Genomic DNA, 18,746 nt, shown 5'->3' with positions numbered 1-18,746 from the left:
AAATCTGTTGGAGGTTATAGAAAGGCAGGTCGGATTATGCTTCACAAAGACAGTGCAAAAGGGTCAGATACTCAATCGGCATTATTGGAGCAATTCATAGGTTCTCCTGATAAACAAAAAAGATTATATAAGCGTACTTTGTTTGTCGTCAGTCTTTCACAAATTTTCGGCGGCGCAGGGTTGGCGGCCGGAGTGACTGTCGGTGCGCTTATTGCACAGCAAATGCTTGGTACAGATGCGTTTGCCGGTGTGCCCTCTGCTTTATTTACCTTAGGATCAGCAGGCGCCGCGTTATTTGTGGGGAGGCTTTCTCAGCGTTACGGCCGCCGGACAGGTCTTTCAGCCGGATTTATGATTGGCGGACTGGGAGCGATAGGAGTCATCATTGCGGCTATTTTAAATAGTGTGTTTCTGCTGTTTGCTTCTTTGATTATTTATGGTGCGGGAACAGCGACAAATCTGCAGGCCCGTTATGCGGGTACGGACTTGGCAAATCATAAACAGCGGGCGACTGCTGTCAGTATGACTATGGTTTTTACCACATTCGGTGCCGTTGCAGGCCCGAATTTAGTGAATGTAATGGGGAACTTCGCTCGCTCCATTGGTGTTCCGTCACTGGCGGGTCCATTCATTTTAGCGGCGGCAGCATATATGTTGGCAGGTGTTACTCTTTTCATCATGCTACGTCCTGACCCTTTAGTCATAGCAAGAACAATAGAAATGGCCGGCCAAACACCTGATGATAGAGGACAAGTGACCGCCGACGAACACACAGAGAACAAAAAAGGTATTATTGCGGGTGCGGCGGTTATGATTCTTACTCAAATTGTAATGACTGCTATTATGACAATGACACCGGTCCATATGAGACATCACGGCCATGGCTTAGGAGCGGTAGGTCTTGTTATCGGTTTTCATATAGGCGCCATGTATCTCCCTTCTTTGGTGACAGGTGTGCTTGCGGATAAATTAGGCCGTACTGTAATGGCTGTATCTTCCGGAATGACGCTGCTTTTGGCAGGGCTTATATCGGCATTTGCACCGGGAGATTCTATGATTCTTATGGTCATTGCTCTGTCTTTGCTCGGGTTAGGATGGAATTTTGGTTTGATAAGCGGAACGGCACTGATTGTTGATTCAACTGAAACGTCAACACGGGCTAAAACCCAAGGTACTGTGGATGTTTTGATTGCGTTGTCCGGAGCCGCCGGCGGAGCCTTGTCCGGAATGGTCGTAGCAGGTGCCAATTACCTGACATTATCACTTGGCGGAGGGATATTATCGTTATTATTAATTCCGGTGGTGATATGGTCGCTTGGAAGTAGGGAATAGTATCTTATGTTTAAAAGCAGTGCGAGGCTCCTGTGGTTGAAAAACCCATGAAGCGTAAGTCCTCCCGGCTGCATCTCAATGATACCAAGGGTGTAACGGCCTTTGGTATTTTTTATGTTCTCTTTTATTTTTAAAGTTTACTCTTATTTGCTCTGCTCAATAGACTGTCGTTTTTAAAAAAGGTTCTAAAACGATACAAATGATGCGCTTGAACGGTTGTAAGTTTGATGTATTACAAAAAAATAGCTGTTATATCCCTTTATATTCTTTACAGTAAATATATAAATAAGCGGTTAAAAAATATTTTTAGTAAAGGAGAGTCATATGGAAGAAGTTAAAGTTGTATACGCATTGATTAGAAATGAGTTCAATCAGATAGTAATGGTAGATAATCATGAGGGGCATTGGTCACTTCCAGGCGGAAAAGTTGAGCTTAATGAAAATCTAATAGAAGCAGCTGTACGTGAGGTATATGAAGAAACAGGGCTGGAAGTTGAAATTGGGGATATACTAGCTGTTAATGAAGCGAAATTTACATTATTATTGGAGCACACCAGAACATTCAGGTGTGTTTTTATTGTTGTATTCATTTCTGAAATGTGGTTATTCACTTATATCGATTTCCCATAAGTGTCCATCGGGGTCTTGGAAGTGCCCGGAGTATCCGCCCCAAAAAGTATCATGAGCGGGATCAGTTATCGTTGCTCCTGCCTGTTTTGCCTGTTCCATGACTTTATCGACTTCAGCTTTACTGCCAACATTATGTCCTCATGTAAATTCTGCAGGGCTTGGCGCAGTTAACGTAACGTTTGTTTCATGTGCGATGTTTTTGCGGTCCCAAAGGGCAAGTTTCAGTCCCGTTTGCAAGTCAAAAAAAGCAGCTGCGCCATGTTCAAATCTGTACCGGCTATTCCTTCTGTAGGCAGACCCAAGCCATCCCGATAGAAGTGCAGCGATTTTTCTAAATTGTCTGCGCCTGAAGTAATTACTGTAATCCGCGGCTTCATAGCAATCATTGATTAAGAGCAATATAAAGTATCGGGAATTTTCATTGAAAAGATTTTGACATTTCAGTAAAGAACCTATATATTCATATATGAGCACATAATCATATACGGTTATTTTTGTGTCCGTGTTAGAATGCTTCATAACAGAAAAGAAATAATAAATGCAGTGTATGAGATAAGGAGGAGATTTTTATGGGTCACAATCACAATCACGCTGGCGGGTCCAATAAGAAGGTTTTATTGATCTCTTTTATCGTGATTACAGGTTATATGATAATAGAAGCGATAGGCGGATTTTTAACCAATAGTTTAGCGCTTTTGTCAGATGCAGGCCATATGCTGAGTGACTCGATCTCATTAATGGTTGCTCTGATTGCTTTTAAATTGGCTGAAAAAAAGGCAAGTCATCATAAGACATTCGGCTACAAACGATTTGAGATTCTCGCAGCTGTGATAAACGGTGTTGCATTAATAGTGATTTCCCTTTATATCATTTATGAAGCAATCAAACGTTTCTCTCATCCGCCGGAGGTAGCAACAACCGGCATGCTGACGATTAGTATCATCGGGTTAGCTGTGAATATATTGGTCGCTTGGATTATGCTGAACGGCGGAGATACAAAGAATAACCTGAACATAAGAGGGGCTTACTTACATGTGATAAGTGACATGCTCGGATCTGTAGGTGCCATACTGGCTGCGATTCTTATCATCTTCTTCGGGTGGAGCTGGGCAGATCCAGCGGCCAGTGTCATTGTGGCTATTCTTGTTCTGAGAAGCGGTTACCATGTGACGAAAGACTCCATTCACGTATTAATGGAAGGAACTCCGGAAAATATCAATGTCACTGACATCATTCATACAATTGAAGAGACAGAAGGAATTCAAAGCATTCATGATTTGCACATATGGTCTATCACAAGCGGATTGAATGCTCTTTCCTGCCACGCTGTTGTTAACGATCAACTGACCATTTCTGAAAGTGAAAGTATTTTACGCAAAATTGAACATGAACTTGGAGATAAAGGCATTACACATGTAACCATTCAAATGGAAACAGCAGCGCATAATCACGACAATACGATTCTTTGTCAGGCCCAAACTGAGAATCCGCGTGACCATCATCATCATTAAAGGAGGAAATAGGGACTCACTTGTCTGCTGACAATTAAGATAAAACCGGAGGGGGGATTCATATGTACGACACGATAGTAATCGGAGCCGGTCAGGCAGGAATCTCAGTAGGATATTATCTAAAGAAGTCGAAACAAAAGTTTATCATTTTGGATAAAAGTCATGAAGCAGGAGAAAGCTGGAAAAACCGGTATGACTCATTGGTTTTATTTACTTCTCGAATGTACAGCTCTTTGCCTGGAATGCCGCTTGAAGGAGACAAGCATGGACTCCCTTCAAAAAATGAAATTGCTGCTTATCTGAAAAAATATGTTGAAAGATTTGAAATCCCGATCCAATTACGGACAGAAGTAATAAGTGTCCAAAAATTAAACAACGATTTCTTAATAAAAACAAACCGGGAAGAATATCAAACGAAAAATCTTGTGATGGCCGCAGGTCCTTTTCATACCCCTAACATTCCATCAATATCAAGGGATGTAGCCGATCATATTCATCAATTACATTCTTCACAATATAAACATTCAAAACAACTGGCGCCCGGGAATGTACTGGTAGTCGGCGGCGGGAATAGCGGAGCTCAGATAGCTGTTGAATTATCCAAAGAAAGAGTTACATATTTGGCTTGCAGTAATAAACCGGCTTATTTCCCTTTATGGATTGGAAAAAGAAGCATCTTTTGGTGGTTTGATAAATTAGGAGTTTTACATGCAAGTCATACATCAATAGTAGGCAAGTTCATTCAAAAGAAAGGCGACCCCATATTTGGGTATGAATTAAAACATGCAATAAGACAGAAGAAGATCATCTTAAAACAAAGAGTCATAGCCGGAAAGCAAAATGAAATCATTTTTAAAGATTCATCTTCATTAGAAGTAAACAATATCATTTGGGCAACTGGCTTTAAGAATCCGCTTTGTTGGATGAAAATAGAAGGTGTTTTGGATAAGGAAGGCCGAATTATACATCACCGGGGTGTTTCAGCTGCGGAGGGATTGTACTTTATTGGTTTGCCTTGGCAGCATAGGCGAGGTTCAGCGCTGCTTCAAGGTGTAGGAAATGATGCTGAATACATTGTAAAACAAATGAACGGCGGATAGACTGAGGAGAGCAGTAACTTACGGGTTTCCTGCTCTTTTTTGTGTTGAATACGTCCATCAGTGCAACTATTTTAGTCCGCGCATATTCAGTTTGAACTAAATGGATTCACATGGAGCGCGTGCTTCACTCCTCGTTCAGACTCTCTAATTTAATTCTTTCAAGTAAAAGTCGAAATAGCTCAAATAACAAGAAGTTAAAAAACTGCAAACCCCGCCGTATACGTATCCGCCCACTATAGAGTTCATTAATTACTTGGGACCATAGAAGAATTGTCAATGTCACTTCCGATAGTTGTAACCAGCCAAAAAAAAGAAAATGGGGAGGGTGTGCTTAATTTGCACAATCTTTTATGTAGAAGTGGCCCAAGGAGCCATCCTGCATTTTGCATTCGAATGAACCTGTCGTAAAAAATTGAGAGCAGACTTAAATATCTGCTCAACTCGCTGTTATTTCACAATGTTGAATCGGTCTTTGATCTTTTCAGGCAGTTTCTCGGCCTTAATAGCTTCAGATCCTCCGGTATAACCCTCATAGCTCCTCGGAACGCGTACAATGTCACCTTCTTGATAAGGCTTTTCAACAAAGAAAGAAACCATCTTTTTCTTACCTTTCTCGTTATACCCTTCTAAATTGTAAACGTAGTTGCTATTATTTTTGTTTTTTTCCGCTTTTCCGTGAATTTGTACGTAATAATCGCTTTCCAGCACGGCGCCTTGATCAGCGCAGCCTCCTAATATGAAAACCGATAGGCAGCCTAATATAATAATGAAAATGCTCATATTTTTCATTCTTCATCACTCCTTTTATACTTCTTATTCTAGTGAACACTGCATATCGAATAAATGCGGATACCTTACACTCACCTTACTTTTTTGTAAGAATTCCTGATATAAAAGATAATGATTCAGTTGCAGAATAACAAATAATGGGTAAATGCAATCTCGTTTGGAAGGAGACTGATATGATCATTAAAATGACTCCATTTAATATGAAAGAATTCAATAAACCAAACAACCATTTGCTGTTTCAGGGAGAATTGCACCTGCATTTGAAAACAATGTGTGGAATATACCGAGGAACGATTTGCTGAACCTATGTTAAGAAAAATGAAGATGATGATGTCAGTTACGTTGAAGAAGAGGGGAAAGCGGTCTTTTTTTTATTATGCTGAAAACAACTGCGCCGGCCGGATTAAGATACGTTGCAAATGTAATAGCGATTTTTTGTCTGACCATTTTAATTGATTGGCAGTCAGTGAAAATAGACATTTGTAATGAATTTATCCTTGCTCCTCCTAATAAGCGGCTTTAACTGCCAAGTTTCTGTTTCTCTTCATACCATTTGCGAAGCTGATGAATATGAGCTTGATGATATCTATTATGGTCTGCCATATGCCATATTCCCCATTGAATGGTTGATGATTTGGTCCTTTATAATCGATCTCCTGCTGTGACATGTCTGACACAATGGATATTAAGCGGCTGTCATTTTCATTAACGGCAGAATACAGCATTCCCACAAGATGATCCATGTGCGTTTCACCTTTTAAATCTAAAATTATTAACCCCGCCTCATTAGCACAATTTTTATATCAGTTTGCCTTATTACTCATATTTGTCAAGCCATCCGGGGAATGGGCCGCTGTAAGACGAAGCAATGAAGCAGGCTCTCTTTGCCTGCTTTTTTTGTGTGTCGGCCTTTACATCTGACATGTTAAGTTATCTGAAACTGTACCTTTTTAAATGTCAGACAGTGTTATATGATACTCTGCAGATATTCAAGAATATGTACTTGGAGGACATTCTCATGCAAATTTTATTGCTATCCCTACGCCTTTTCATGAAGATGAACGTTTATATTCAGCAGGATTTGATCCTATTGTCGAACATTTGAAAAACAGCGGTATCCATTCGTTCTCATATGCGGCACGACTGGTGAACAGCATCCACTCAGCATAGATGAGCGCCTTCAGATCATTGAGTATGTTAATCAGCGAAAATTTGAAGATGTTGAACTGATATTCGGGGTTTCAGCCGTAAGAACCAGTGATGCCGTCAAACTGATGAAACACATCGAGAAAACCAATATAGATTCTGTACGGATTGTTTTTCCTCCTGATATAAGACCGACACAGCAGCAAGCCGTTTATTACGTTATTCATTCATCAATTGACTTCATATTATTTCATTTGATAACATAAAATGGTTATCGTCTTAAAAAAAAGGATACCCGTTTTTATAAAAAGGAGTCATAACGTTGCTGAAAAGGTTTTTTCTTGTTTTTCTTACGCTGATGATGTCTATATTTGCTGTATTCGCGGCGGCTGAAGAGTCTCCCGGCGATCGTGTCATTTCTTTTGACGAGCCTATGATTTTATTGATCTCACTCGGAATCATTTTATGTTTGTTCATTCCGCCATTCGTCATGTCCTTTTTTAGCAGCTTGGTTGTGAGAATCATATCCGGCGTCTATCAATGTTTTATCGTTCTCACGTTTGCGGGCCTCATTCCGATTGGATTTCTGATTCCCCATGGCTTTTTGACAATTCTTGCTGCCGTTCTGGGGACTTTGGTCAGTTCAGCGAGTGTTGCCGTGACCTTATTCGTTGGCAGGAAAAAAGAGGCCGGAAGGTTTTAAAACTAGTGGGTAAGCTGCAATATTGAAGGGGAATCCCAGTGATATCCGCAGCGCTTTTTGCCGGTCATTGTTTGACTATTTATATGGAATAGCATAGAATTAAAGTAAATATTTATAAAAAGTCACTGGGGGAGCTTTAATAGCTGAGAAGAGACAATACGTCCTGACCCTTTGAACCTGATTTGGTTAATACCAGCGTAGGGAAGTGAAAAATTAGAGAGATTCTTTATCTTATCTATATTTAAGCCACTTTCCATAGAGGAAAGTGGCTTTATTTATTTTGAAAGGGTGATATGAAGTGGCGACGAAAAAAGTTTTTCTGGCAGGGCCTTTTAAAAGTTTAGTAGATGAGAAAACTGGATTGATGAGTACGTATGAGAGGGGAAAGCTGGAATCATTAATTTCCTTTTTTGAGAATGAAGGATGGCTGGTTCATAATGCTCACAAGCGGGAAGGGTGGGGGAAGGATTTCATGACACCCCTTCAATGCACTAAAATTGATTTTGATGAAATAAGCACTTGCGACCTTTTTGCAGCATTCCCCGGATCACCCGCTTCTCCCGGAACACATATAGAAATTGGATGGGCTTCTGCCTTGAAAAAAAAGATCGTGCTATTTCTAGAAAAGGACAAGGATTATGCTTTCTTAATTCAAGGGTTAAATTCAGTGGCGGATGTTGAGTACATCAGCTATAAAGATACAGATGATTTATTAGAGAACATTAAAAATATCTTTGCAGCATATAAGGCGGAATCTCAATGAGAAAGAGAACTTTTCATGAAGCATATACGGAAACGCTGTATGACATCTATCACAACCCTGAATTTCTCAATTCACCGCGCGGACAAAAAAGCAGAGAACAATTGAACTACCATCTGACTCTGGAAAATCCAATAGAACGTGTCACTTATTTATCCTCAAGAAAAACCAATATCGTGTTTAATTTTGCTGAAGTGTTATGGTATTTATCGGGGAGTAACGACTTAGATTTTATCAGTTATTACAATAAAAAAATGCCTTCATATTCAATGAATAAAAAAACATTAACAGGCACTGCGTATGGGCCTAAAATATTTGAATTCGGAAATGCAAAACTAAATCAATGGAATAGAATAAAAAATCTTTTGACACAAGAAGATATTGATTCAAAAAGGGCATTTATTCAAATATTCGATGCTTCGGAACTCTTCGTTTCAGAAAATATAGATGTTTCCTGCACAATCGGTTTGCAGTTTTTTGTGAGGGAAGGTGAATTATACATGTCTTCTGTCATGCGTGCAAATGATGCTTTTCGCGGGATGATCAGTGATCTTTTCTCATTTACGTTCATGCAGGAATTAATGGCCAGAGAACTGCGTTTAGAAGTCGGAGAATATTTTCATAATGCGGGATCAATCCATATTTATGATTCAGATCATGAATGGGCGAAAACGGTGCTTGAGGAAGCTGAAAATCACCATGATATTCGGGAATTTGAATTTCCGAAAATGCCTGAGGGAAATAACTGGCCGTCCATTGAAACAGTCTTAAAGTATGAAGAATTACTTAGGAAAGATCAAATTTCTATGACAAAAAACGATATTGAAATGCTTGATTTACCTGATTACTGGAAACAGATTCTTTTCCTTTTCAGTATATACCAGCATATTGCATATAAACGGGATATGGATCATTCTCTATTTCAAAGTTTACTTCCTATATATCAATTTTTCGTCAGGAATAAGTGGTTTCATTATTTCTCAATTGAGCAAAAGGAGGAAATTCAATGAAAACTTCATGGAAAGAAGACAGTGTTGCTGGTAAATTCGATGCTTATAATGACGTTTTAGAACAAACGTTAGGTTTTGAGTTTGTTTTTCGTACTTTTGATAAAGCGGAGATTAAAAAGGTGCTCGATTTCGGATGCGGTCCGGGAAAGGTAGCTTATAGGCTGGCTGACAGAATAGGCTGCAATGTGATCGCAGTCGATGAATCAAGGAAGATGTTAGATATAGCAAAGGCAAAAAGACAACATCCTCATGTGGACTATCATTTAATTGAACACGATAATCTTTCCTTCTTACCAGATCACTCGGTTGATGCTGCAATGGCCTGTTATGTTTTTATTAATACGGATAGTGACCAGCGTATCAAAGGTATCATAAATGAAATTTTTCGTGTGTTAAAACCAGGAGCTTCATTTGTCATACTCGATACGAATCCTGATTCAACCGGAATTGAATTTTCAACCTTCCGCAATGGAATACCGGGGAAAGAATATTCTTACGGAGAAGAAAGAAATGAATGGCTCCATGTTCCGGGACAAGCAGATTTAATTTTAAATGATTTTCATTGGCCGAAGTCAATGTATTATAAACTATTAACTCATGCAGGTTTTGAAAATGTAACTTTATCAGAACCAACGTTAAACGATATTGACCAAGAGCATGTAAAAGCCATAGAGAAAGAGTTTCAATTTAATAATTGGAAATGTGAAAAGGAATATCCGCCTTTTGTCATTTTTAAAGCAGTGAAACCTGCCTGAAGGAGGAGTGTAAATTGACGGATATTTATAAAGCGCTTTCGATTGCTGGGACTGATCCTTCCGGAGGGGCGGGAATTCATGCGGATTTAAAAACATTTCAGGAACAAAAGGTATATGGAATGGCTGTTATTACATCAGTTGTTGCACAAAACACACTTGGTGTGAAAAGTTTTGAGGAGATGTCTCTTCAGAATATATCTCAGCAAATAGACTGTGTCATGGATGATATAAAACCTGATGCTGTCAAAACCGGTATGCTTGCAAGTATAGGAATTATTGAATTGCTGGCAGAAAAGTTAAAAGACGCAAATATTCAATCGTATGTGATGGATCCGGTTATGATTGCTAAAAGCGGACATCATCTGCTCCATAAGGACGCCATTGATCATTTGAAGAAATTATTAATACCCCAAACAACTGTTATTACACCGAACATTCCGGAAGCGGAAGTAATCATCGGCAAATCAATCGAGACTGTACAGCAGATGCGTGATGCGGCGAAAGAAATGGTGGAGGTATACGGGGCGAAAAGTGCTGTCGTAAAAGGGGGGCACCTGAATGGAGAAGCCCGTGATATTTTGTACTTTGACGAGGACTTCGAGGAATTTGTTTCTCCCCGCTTTGATACAAAGCATACTCATGGAACAGGATGTACGTTTTCAGCTGTGATAACTGCAGAGCTGGCAAAGCAGCACAGCATACCGGAATCAGTGGCAACTGGAAAGGAATTCATTTCAGCAGCCATTAAACATCCCTTAGGAATCGGGAAAGGACAAGGCCCTACAAATCATTTTGCGTATCGCTCAACTATTAACCAAGAGACAACCGCTTAAGGAGTGTTATGATGATCTCCAAGAATTATGATGTATTTTTATTTGATTTAGACGGAGTGATATATATAGGAGATAAAGCTTTACCAGGAGCTGTGGCCTCTTTAAAACGACTCCGTGAAGAAAAGAAAGCCATTCGCTTTTTAACGAATGATCCTTGTGTTACAAGAGAAACGATTGTGAAATGCCTTCATAAACTGGGGATTTCAGCAAGTATTGATGAAGTCGTTACTGCGGGGTGGGCAACAGCTGATTACCTTGTCAGTGAAGGAATAAAGAAGGCATATATATTGGGAAATGACCAACTTAAAAGTGAAATTCAAAAGGCCGGTATTGATCTTACGGAAGATCAGGCGGAGGCTGTTGTCATTGGATGGGATCAAAATATTACATTTCAGGATGTGCATAAGGCAGTAAACCTCATCCGTTGCGGAGCTTCATTTATCGCTGCAAACGGGGATAAAACATTTCCTGCCGCTAACGGACCAGCTCCCGCGACAGGCGCTATAGTCGCGGCTGTTAAAACAGCAGCTGCTAAAGAGCCGATGATAATTGGAAAACCGGCGTCTTCAATATTTGAAAAAGTACTAGAGCCTTTTGAGGATAAAGAGAGATGCGTTATGATCGGGGATACGCCTGAAACAGATATTGTCGGAGCAAACCAAATAGGCATAACTTCCGTATTAGTTTCTGATCAAAATACTTTATTTCCTGCAAAACATGATTTTAGAAATCCGGATGTTGTGATCCGCGATCTGAAAGACTTGTTCGATAATGAAATAAAGGCAGAAGTACGGAAAAAACCGGATTTCCAATGGACAGAACAAGTGAAAGCCGGAGTCGCTGGAATTATAATTAAAGAATCAAGTTCCGTTTTATTAATGAAGCGTGCTGATAATGGTTTATGGGGCATTCCTTCAGGACATGTGGAACCTGGTGAAACAGTTGAACAAGCAATTATAAGAGAAATAGAAGAGGAAACTGGATTAGTGGTGAAAGTCTCTAAAATGATAGGCGTTTATTCTGATCCGAGTTCACAAACCTTTATATACCCTGACGGCAGAGTCAGCCATTTTATTACCAATTGTTTTCAATGTGACATCATCGGCGGCACTTTGAAAAAGTCCACAGAGGAAGCCATGGAAATCAGATATTTTGATATCCATGAATTACCTGAACATCTCTTGCCGATGCACCCGAGATGGCTGGATGATGCTTTGGAAATGAAAGAGGATGCTTTTATTCGATAAGGAACAGTACGCTAAAAATACTTTTTGGGGGTTATTTACAAGAATTAACGGTTCTCAACCCGTAACTCTCGGCCGCGTTCCAAAAACACCAAGTGTCACAGACCCTTGGTGTTTTTTAATTCCGGCAGAAAAGAAGGTATAATGGGCGGAGAAGAGGTGTCAGCCAATGAAAATAACCAGAGAGACATTAGAAAAACAGCAAATTTGGATATATGGTGTGACTCTTGTGATCGGAGGAATAGCAGGGATCGCCGGGAAAGATTCAGGACTTCGCTGGGGATGGACGATATCACCGTTTATCGCTGTTCTCATGTATGCCATGTTTGCCCAAATTCCATTCTTGAAGCTGAGGGAAGCCTTGTCAAACCTCAAGTTTATGGCGGCTTTACTGATCGGTAATTTCTTAGCTGTACCTGTTGTTGTATGGGTGTTAACCGCCATTTTTCCTCAATCTCCTCCTATATTATTAGGGGTTTGTTTGGTATTGCTTACACCTTGTATTGATTACGTCATCGTCTTTACTCAGCTCGGCAAAGGAAATGAGAAATTAATCTTGGCTTCCACGCCGGTTTTGTTCGCCGTTCAGATGGTATTGCTTCCGTTATACCTGCGGCTGTTTATCGGGAAAGAAGTGATAGGGGCTGTTCATGCGGGACCGTTTCTGGAAGCATTCTTATTGTTAATAGCGGTGCCGCTGCTGGCGGCGGTGATGACTCAATTATGGGCTGATAAGAAGCCGGCGGGAGAAAAGGTGTTAGAGTGGACGGCATGGCTGCCTGTTCCTTTTATGGCTCTGGTCTTACTGGCGGTCGTCGCCACACAAATCGGTAAGGTCATCAGTGATGCTGACATCATTCTACGTGTGATCCCGATCTATCTGTTATTCCTGCTCATTATGCCGTTTGTCTCCCGTTTTATCGCATATGCGTTCCGTCTGAATACAGGTGAAGGTAGAGCATTGATCTTCAGCACGGGCACAAGGAATTCTCTCGCAGTCCTTCCGTTAGCGCTGGCTCTGCCGGATGCTTGGGCCTCATTAGCCGCTGCTGTTATCGTCACACAGACGATTGTTGAGCTGATCGGTGAATTGGTTTATATCAAAGCGGTGCCCGGATGGCTGCTGAAATAAAAAAATAATCTGCGCTGAAAAAAACATACCAATAGATATTGGTATGTTTTTTATGAGAATTATAAAGTTGCAATATCAATAACGAAACGGTAGCGGACATCGCTTTGGAGAACCCGTTCGTACGCTTCGTCGACTTGATCGGCCGGTATCACTTCAATTTTAGGAGCAATGCCGTGCTCGGCGGCGAAATCAAGCATCTCCTGAGTCTGCGGAATACCGCCGACGAGTGAACCCGCAATGCTGCGGCGGCCCGTGATTAAGGAGAACACACTGTATGAGTCCGGCTTAGCGGGCGCTCCCACATTTACCAATGTACCGTCAATGCGAAGCAGGGATAAGTAGGCATCTACGTCAAGGTTCGCGGATACTGTATTTAAAATAAGATCAAATCGTCCGGCCAGCTCAGTAAATGTATCCGGATCGCTTGTCGCAAAGTAATGATCGGCTCCAAATTCAAGCGCTTCGTCTTTTTTGTTCATTGAGCGGCTGAGGACGGTGACCTCTGCGCCTAAAGCGTGCGCGAATTGAACGGCTAAATGTCCGAGCCCGCCCATTCCGACAATCGCCACTTTTTTGCCGGGGCCGGCATTCCAGTGTTTCAGCGGAGAATACGTGGTAATGCCCGCGCACAATAGCGGGCTGGCAGCATCCAAATCCAGCTGATCGGGAATCCGGACAACGAATCTGTCAGTGACAACTATTTTCTGGCTGTAGCCGCCGTATGTAGGGTTTCCGTCGTAGTCCAGGTTATTATAAGTCTGAACAACGCCTTTTGTGCAATATTGTTCGTCTCCGTTAAGGCAGTATTCACATTCCCCGCAGGAGTCTACAAAACAGCCTACACCCACACGGTCGCCGACGGCAAATGTGGTGACGTCTTCACCCACGGCTTCCACAACTCCGGCAATTTCGTGCCCGGGAACCATCGGAAAGATTCCGCCGCCCCATTCATCGAATGCGCTGTGGATGTCTGAGTGACAAATCCCGCTGTACTTAATATCAATCAGGATATCGTGCGGCCGTAATGCTCTTCTCTCAATCGTCGTCCGCTCAAATTTAGCTTTTGCATGCGGAGCGCTTAATACACGAGTCGGATGATTATTACACATGGTTATCTTCCTTTCCAAGATAAAGTGATGAATCCTCTGTTCGGTTTTACTTTAAATGTTAAAGCGGACTTTAAGTCAAGGAGTTTGGTTTATTTTTTTATGAAATGATATTCTATAATGGCACGCTTATGAAAGGTATGAAGGACGGGTGGTAAGAATATGAAGATTGCGCAGGCTGCAAAGCAGGTTGAGTTATCAGCCGCAACGCTTAGGTATTATGAAAGTATAGGACTGATTCCTCCGGTAAAACGCGATGAAAGCGGCATCCGCGATTATGACGAAGATGATGTGAATTGGATTCAATTTATAAAATGCATGAGAAGTGCCGGGCTGTCGATTGAGGCGCTGATTGAATATACCGCTTTATTTATTGAAGGAGCCGATCATACGATCGAACCCCGAAAAAACATCCTGATAAATGAAAGGAAAAGGCTGACGGAGAAACAGAGGGAAATTGATGAAACCATAAAACGATTAAACAGGAAGATTGAGGATTACGAAGATATCCTTGAAAATGAAGCGAAACTTAAAAGCAGACTGAAAGCTGAATGTATTTCTGAATGAAGAGAAGGTGTCCCGGACGCCGGGCCGCATGAAATGTACCAAGGAAACGAGCCTTGGTTTTTTTATTTTCTAAAGAGAGGAAACAAAACAGCTTTTTCTATCTTATCAATCATTACTTACCCTTTTTTCAGCTTGACTTTTTCACTGCAGACTTTTAAAGTGTGAAATGTTGCTTAGACTGTGATTAGCGACTTTAATGCTGAAAAGAGGTGGTTTACCCAGATGAACAATAAAAAGAACCCTTGGGCGTTATTGCCTTTAGTCTTATTCGTAGGGCTTTTTGTCGGCTCTGGTCTGGTGACCGGAGATTTTTATAAATTGCCGATTCTGATTGCCGCGATTATTGCGTCAGCTTTTGCGCTGTTATTTAACCGGAAGAAATCGCTCAATCAAAAAATAGAATGGTTCGCTTCCGGTGCGGGACATCCTGATATTATCATTATGGTTATGATTTTTATATTGGCAGGTGCCTTTGCTTCAGCGGCTGAAGCGATGGGAGCGGTGCATTCAACTGTCAACCTTGCTTTGAGCGTTATTCCGCAGCAGTTTTTGCTGCCGGGGCTGTTTATCATTGCTTGTTTTATTTCTATATCGATGGGAACATCAATGGGCACGATTGCGGCGGTTGCGCCGATCAGCGCGGGTCTGAGCGGAGAGCTTGGCATCTCCGGCGCGATTACGATGGCGGCTGTGGTCGGCGGAGCTATGTTCGGAGATAATCTTTCTTTTATTTCCGATACGACCATCGCGTCAGTCCGGACGCAAAAAACACAAATGATGGATAAATTCAAAACGAACTTTCTGATTGTTTTGCCTGCTGCCATTGTGACTGTTATTATCTTATTTTTTATTCCGGCAGGCCACGCCGGCCATACGGGTGCTGAATCTTACAACTGGATTAAGGTGCTCCCTTATGTCGCCGTGTTGGTTTTTGCGTTAATCGGTATTAATGTGATGGCTGTCATATTCGGCGGATTGGTTTTGACGGGAATCATCGGATTAGCGGGCGGCAGCCTGACGCTTGACTCTTATTTTAAGGCGATTACGGATGGAATTGCCGGAATGAGCGATCTGATCATCCTGTCCATGCTGATCGGAGGGATGGTCGGCGTGATGAAACAAAACGGCGGGATCGACTTTTTACTGGAGTTCATCACGAAACGAATCCGTTCGAAAAAAGGCGCCGAAGCCGGCATTGCCGGACTGGTCAGCGTGACGAATCTGGCTGCGGCCAATAATACGATCTCCATTATTGCAGCCGGGCCGATTGCAAAGAATATCGCTGATAAATTCAACATCGACAACAGAAAATCGGCAAGTATTCTGGATATCTTTTCGTGTATGATTCAAGGATTGATTCCTTACGGCGCGCAGCTGTTATCAGCCGGAAAATTCGGGAATATTTCACCAGTCAGCATCCTGCCATACTCTTTCTATCCCGTTTTCATCGGAATCTGCGGCATCGCCGCCATCATATTTGGACTGCCGAAATTCACAAGAAATACGAAATAAAAAAAGGCGCCGTTCGGCGCCTTTTTTCTTTCATGACAGCCAAGCATTTCTCAAAAGCTGTACGCCCTGTGTGATCTGATCCGTATCGAGATGGGCGAAACCCAGCTTTATAGTCGGCGGTTCGGGTTTTTGGGCAACGAAATAAATGGCGGTAGGGTACACCTTCACTCCGTACTGAAAAGCGCGTTCGATTAATGTTTCTTCTGTATAGTTCAGGTGAACTCTCACCAATATATACAATCCCGACTGCTCGCCGATGATCGTCACATGATCGCCGAACTGCTGCTTTACATGTGAAATCAAGTGCTGCATTTTTCGCTTGTAAACAATGCGCATGCGCTTAATATGGCGGGTCCATTCACCGGCCTTCATCAATTCAGCCATGGTCAGCTGGTTAAGCGAAGAAGCGGTGCTTTCGAAATGAATAAACCGTCTTTTATACCGGTGCAAAAGGCGTTGCGGCAAAACCATATAGCTTATGCGGATGCCAGGAAGAAAGGATTTTGAGAAATTCCCTAAATAAATCACCCGGTCTGATTGAATGGAAGCAAGAGCGGGAAACGGCTGCTGTGTATAACGGAATTCACTGTCATAATCATCCTCAAGAATATAACCCTCTCTATGATTCACCCAATTGATCAGAGTTTGGCGCTGCTGAATGGACATGCTTACGCCGTAAGGGCTGTGATGGGAAGGGGTCACATAGATTAATTTTTCTTTCATTGCATGTAATTGAGAAAAATCAGCTCCGTTTTCATAGACAGGCATCGTCTCCAGAGAAAGCCCATGAAATTGAAAAGCCGCTCTGGCACCGTCAAATCCCGGGTCTTCAACGATCATTCCCGAAAAATCCTCTTTCAGAATCCGGCTGAGATATATCAGCATCTGCTGGGTGCTGCTGCCGATGATAATGGAATCCGCATCTGTTTTCACTCCGCGGGATTCCAAGAGATAAGCGGCAATTTGTTCACGCAGGTCTCTCTCGCCGAACGGTTCACCGTACAGAAAGCTTTTCTCTGATGTCAAAACTTGATTGTATAATTTTCTCCATGTTTTCAGAGGAAAATGATTTTGATCGACGGCTCCGGCACGAAAATCAATCAGGATCGGCTGAGTTGATTCGGTTTTCTCAGCGTAAACAACATCATGTTCTTGTTGAAATAAAGAGGGTTCTATTTCATTAGCAAAATATCCTTTGCGTGTTTCTCCGCGAATGTATCCCTCCGCTAAAAGCAAATCATAGGCCATCAGCGTTGTATTACGGCTTACCCGCAGAGAATCTGCCAGCTCCCGAATTGAAGGCAGCCGCTCATCTGCCTGAATATTTCCCTGCTCAATCAATGTTTTAAATTGCTCATAAATTTGTTTGTATTTCGGGGTATCGCTTTCGAAAGCGAAAATCATATTTTTCATCAGATGTTCTCCTCTGACATGTATATTTATTCAAAACTGTACCTTTTTAAATGTCAGTTGATATCTTATTATAGCGGAAAGCGCTTTATCAATCCATGTTCAGAGAGGAGAGTTTTTATGTATATTCCCGCTCCATTTCAGCTGAGTGAAGCTGAAGCGTGCGATGTAATCAAAGAGTATGGTTTCGCAGCATTGTTTTCAACGGCGGAAGGCATGCCGTATGCAACCCACCTGCCATTGATGATGAGTAAGAATAACGAATGCTTATACGGTCATTTTGCATTGCCGAACCCCCAATGGAAAGAGATTGATGGCCAAAACGTGTTAGCCGTTTTTCAAGGGCCTCATTGTTATATCTCGCCTAAATGGTATGAGACGAATCAGGCTGTTCCCACATGGAATTATGTGGCGGTTCATGTTTACGGAGAGGCGGAGCTTTTGGATGAGGAAGAAACCGTGCAGTCGATGAGTGATCTCGTATTGAAATACGAAAGCCCCGACAGCCCGTACAAATTAGAGGATGTCGATGCGAAATTGCTGGCAGGCATGAACAAAGGGGTAAAAGGTTTTAAAATCAAAATCAGCAAAATAGAGGGGAAAGCAAAGCTGAGTCAAAATCATTCAGCCGCAAGACAAGGGCTGGTCGTACAACAGCTCAAACAGATTCCTCATACAAACGAACAGCTCATTTCCGGCTTGATGGAAGAAAACATCAAACGGATCACTGCGAACAACTGACAAGCATACTAAAAACATACCGGCAGCATGCGGTATGTTTTTTCAGGTTACGAAGCTTTTCTCAGGATGAATAACGACTCAAACAGCACATAAATCAACGGCGCCATTAAAATGAAGAAAGAATGAAAAATAGCATACGGTATGAGTAAGTAAACGATAAGTTTCAATAGAATGGAAGACGTTTTATTCAATGTCCAGCGGTTTTTCAAGATATCAGTCATACAAGCTAAAACAAGGCCGACCGTCAAATATCCGGCTGTGATGTAAAGATAAATAAAAAGGTAAAACGGGTAAGAAGACAACGGCGGTGTGTCTTCCTGTGTCATTTTTAAACCCACATAAAAGACCAATAAAAAGCAAACGGACGAAACGAGAGCTAACAAAAGGTGTTTATATAAATACTTCTTCATGTGTTCACCTGCCTATGGCGCAATTATTTCTTAACATATTATGACATGGTTTTAC

The 18,746-nt window shown here is 41.7% G+C and carries 19 protein-coding genes, 3 pseudogenes and 1 riboswitch; of the genes and pseudogenes, 16 read left to right on the top strand and 6 right to left on the bottom strand.

What is annotated here, in order from left to right; translation table 11 throughout:
- Positions 1-33 precede the first annotated feature (33 nt).
- Entirely contained in the window at positions 34-1,332 is a 1,299-nt protein-coding gene (locus K3G25_RS17920; RefSeq protein WP_103527118.1) for an MFS transporter, read from the top strand.
- Positions 1,333-1,656: 324 nt separating this feature from the next.
- On the top strand, positions 1,657-1,962 hold the full coding sequence (locus tag K3G25_RS17915; RefSeq protein WP_021495054.1) for an NUDIX hydrolase: 306 nt from the start codon (positions 1,657-1,659) through the stop codon (positions 1,960-1,962).
- Here K3G25_RS17915 and K3G25_RS17910 read toward each other — a convergent pair.
- Positions 1,936-2,339: pseudogene (locus K3G25_RS17910) on the bottom strand (VOC family protein). The gene K3G25_RS17915 and the pseudogene K3G25_RS17910 overlap by 27 nt on opposite strands.
- A 192-nt stretch (positions 2,340-2,531) precedes the next feature.
- Here K3G25_RS17910 and K3G25_RS17905 point away from each other — a divergent pair.
- Together K3G25_RS17905 and K3G25_RS17900 are read left to right on the top strand one after the other, a co-directional pair.
- Positions 2,532-3,473, top strand: a complete 942-nt coding sequence (locus K3G25_RS17905; protein ID WP_021495053.1) for a cation diffusion facilitator family transporter — start codon at positions 2,532-2,534, stop codon at positions 3,471-3,473.
- Between the two features lie 62 nt (positions 3,474-3,535).
- Positions 3,536-4,573, top strand: coding sequence for a flavin-containing monooxygenase (locus tag K3G25_RS17900; RefSeq protein WP_109566724.1), 1,038 nt, complete (start codon positions 3,536-3,538; stop codon positions 4,571-4,573).
- A 447-nt stretch (positions 4,574-5,020) separates the two neighbouring features.
- Here the strand turns inward: K3G25_RS17900 and K3G25_RS17895 are convergent, their stop codons facing one another.
- On the bottom strand, positions 5,021-5,362 hold the full coding sequence (locus K3G25_RS17895; RefSeq protein ID WP_014417007.1) for a YxeA family protein: 342 nt from the start codon (positions 5,360-5,362) through the stop codon (positions 5,021-5,023).
- A gap of 173 nt (positions 5,363-5,535) precedes the next feature.
- Between K3G25_RS17895 and K3G25_RS17890 the strand changes: the two are divergent.
- Positions 5,536-5,788, top strand: a pseudogene (locus tag K3G25_RS17890) (GNAT family N-acetyltransferase); the annotation flags it as partial.
- Between the two features lie 93 nt (positions 5,789-5,881).
- Here the strand turns inward: K3G25_RS17890 and K3G25_RS17885 are convergent.
- Positions 5,882-6,105 (bottom strand): annotated as a pseudogene (locus tag K3G25_RS17885) (hypothetical protein).
- 387 nt (positions 6,106-6,492) lie between these two features.
- Here K3G25_RS17885 and K3G25_RS17880 point away from each other — a divergent pair.
- From K3G25_RS17880 to K3G25_RS17845, 8 genes are all read left to right on the top strand, one after another.
- A complete protein-coding gene (locus tag K3G25_RS17880; RefSeq protein WP_224759939.1) occupies positions 6,493-6,774 on the top strand; it encodes a dihydrodipicolinate synthase family protein in 282 nt (93 codons plus the stop codon).
- 56 nt (positions 6,775-6,830) lie between these two features.
- Positions 6,831-7,211 carry a hypothetical protein gene (locus K3G25_RS17875; RefSeq protein WP_014417010.1) on the top strand — a complete coding sequence of 127 codons (381 nt, stop codon included), beginning with the start codon at positions 6,831-6,833 and terminating at the stop codon, positions 7,209-7,211.
- A 117-nt stretch (positions 7,212-7,328) separates the two neighbouring features.
- A riboswitch (TPP riboswitch) is annotated at positions 7,329-7,432 on the top strand.
- A gap of 77 nt (positions 7,433-7,509) precedes the next feature.
- The gene (locus K3G25_RS17870; protein WP_021495050.1) at positions 7,510-7,974 is read left to right on the top strand and encodes a TIR domain-containing protein; all 465 of its coding nucleotides are present in this window, start codon (positions 7,510-7,512) and stop codon (positions 7,972-7,974) included.
- Positions 7,971-8,981, top strand: a complete 1,011-nt coding sequence (locus tag K3G25_RS17865; RefSeq protein WP_021495049.1) for a thymidylate synthase — start codon at positions 7,971-7,973, stop codon at positions 8,979-8,981. The genes K3G25_RS17870 and K3G25_RS17865 overlap by 4 nt, the downstream gene beginning before the upstream one ends.
- Positions 8,978-9,736, top strand: a complete 759-nt coding sequence (locus K3G25_RS17860; protein WP_014417013.1) for a class I SAM-dependent methyltransferase — start codon at positions 8,978-8,980, stop codon at positions 9,734-9,736. Before K3G25_RS17865 ends, K3G25_RS17860 begins: the two co-directional genes overlap by 4 nt.
- Before the next feature lie 14 nt (positions 9,737-9,750).
- Positions 9,751-10,569, top strand: a complete 819-nt coding sequence (thiD, locus tag K3G25_RS17855) for a bifunctional hydroxymethylpyrimidine kinase/phosphomethylpyrimidine kinase (protein ID WP_021495048.1) — start codon at positions 9,751-9,753, stop codon at positions 10,567-10,569.
- 8 nt (positions 10,570-10,577) lie between these two features.
- Positions 10,578-11,816, top strand: coding sequence for an HAD-IIA family hydrolase (locus tag K3G25_RS17850; protein ID WP_115940474.1), 1,239 nt, complete (start codon positions 10,578-10,580; stop codon positions 11,814-11,816).
- 166 nt (positions 11,817-11,982) lie between these two features.
- Positions 11,983-12,945: an arsenic resistance protein gene (locus K3G25_RS17845; RefSeq protein WP_128496475.1), complete on the top strand. Its 963-nt coding sequence runs from the start codon at positions 11,983-11,985 to the stop codon at positions 12,943-12,945.
- A gap of 59 nt (positions 12,946-13,004) precedes the next feature.
- Here the strand turns inward: K3G25_RS17845 and K3G25_RS17840 are convergent, their stop codons facing one another.
- Complete coding sequence (locus K3G25_RS17840) at positions 13,005-14,054, bottom strand: NAD(P)-dependent alcohol dehydrogenase (RefSeq protein WP_021495045.1); 1,050 nt, start codon at positions 14,052-14,054, stop codon at positions 13,005-13,007.
- 159 nt (positions 14,055-14,213) lie between these two features.
- On the opposite strand from K3G25_RS17840, the gene K3G25_RS17835 reads away from it, so the two are divergent.
- Positions 14,214-14,618, top strand: coding sequence for a MerR family transcriptional regulator (locus tag K3G25_RS17835; protein WP_022552661.1), 405 nt, complete (start codon positions 14,214-14,216; stop codon positions 14,616-14,618).
- A gap of 222 nt (positions 14,619-14,840) precedes the next feature.
- Positions 14,841-16,130: a Na+/H+ antiporter NhaC family protein gene (locus tag K3G25_RS17830; protein WP_039062685.1), complete on the top strand. Its 1,290-nt coding sequence runs from the start codon at positions 14,841-14,843 to the stop codon at positions 16,128-16,130.
- Positions 16,131-16,160: 30 nt separating this feature from the next.
- Here the strand turns inward: K3G25_RS17830 and K3G25_RS17825 are convergent, their stop codons facing one another.
- Complete coding sequence (locus tag K3G25_RS17825) at positions 16,161-17,543, bottom strand: MocR-like pyridoxine biosynthesis transcription factor PdxR (protein ID WP_017419188.1); 1,383 nt, start codon at positions 17,541-17,543, stop codon at positions 16,161-16,163.
- 117 nt (positions 17,544-17,660) lie between these two features.
- Here K3G25_RS17825 and K3G25_RS17820 point away from each other — a divergent pair, with 117 nt between their 5' ends.
- Complete coding sequence (locus K3G25_RS17820; RefSeq protein ID WP_021495040.1) at positions 17,661-18,281, top strand: FMN-binding negative transcriptional regulator; 621 nt, start codon at positions 17,661-17,663, stop codon at positions 18,279-18,281.
- 47 nt (positions 18,282-18,328) lie between these two features.
- Here K3G25_RS17820 and K3G25_RS17815 read toward each other — a convergent pair whose 3' ends face one another.
- On the bottom strand, positions 18,329-18,691 hold the full coding sequence (locus K3G25_RS17815) for a hypothetical protein (RefSeq protein ID WP_022552664.1): 363 nt from the start codon (positions 18,689-18,691) through the stop codon (positions 18,329-18,331).
- Positions 18,692-18,746: the final 55 nt, after the last annotated feature.

Source organism: Bacillus sp. FCW2, assembly GCF_021228595.1.
Taxonomy (GTDB): Bacteria; Bacillota; Bacilli; order Bacillales; family Bacillaceae; genus Bacillus; species Bacillus velezensis.
The sequence above is the reverse complement of the archived record's forward strand: the minus strand, read 5'-3'. Positions and strand labels throughout refer to the sequence as shown.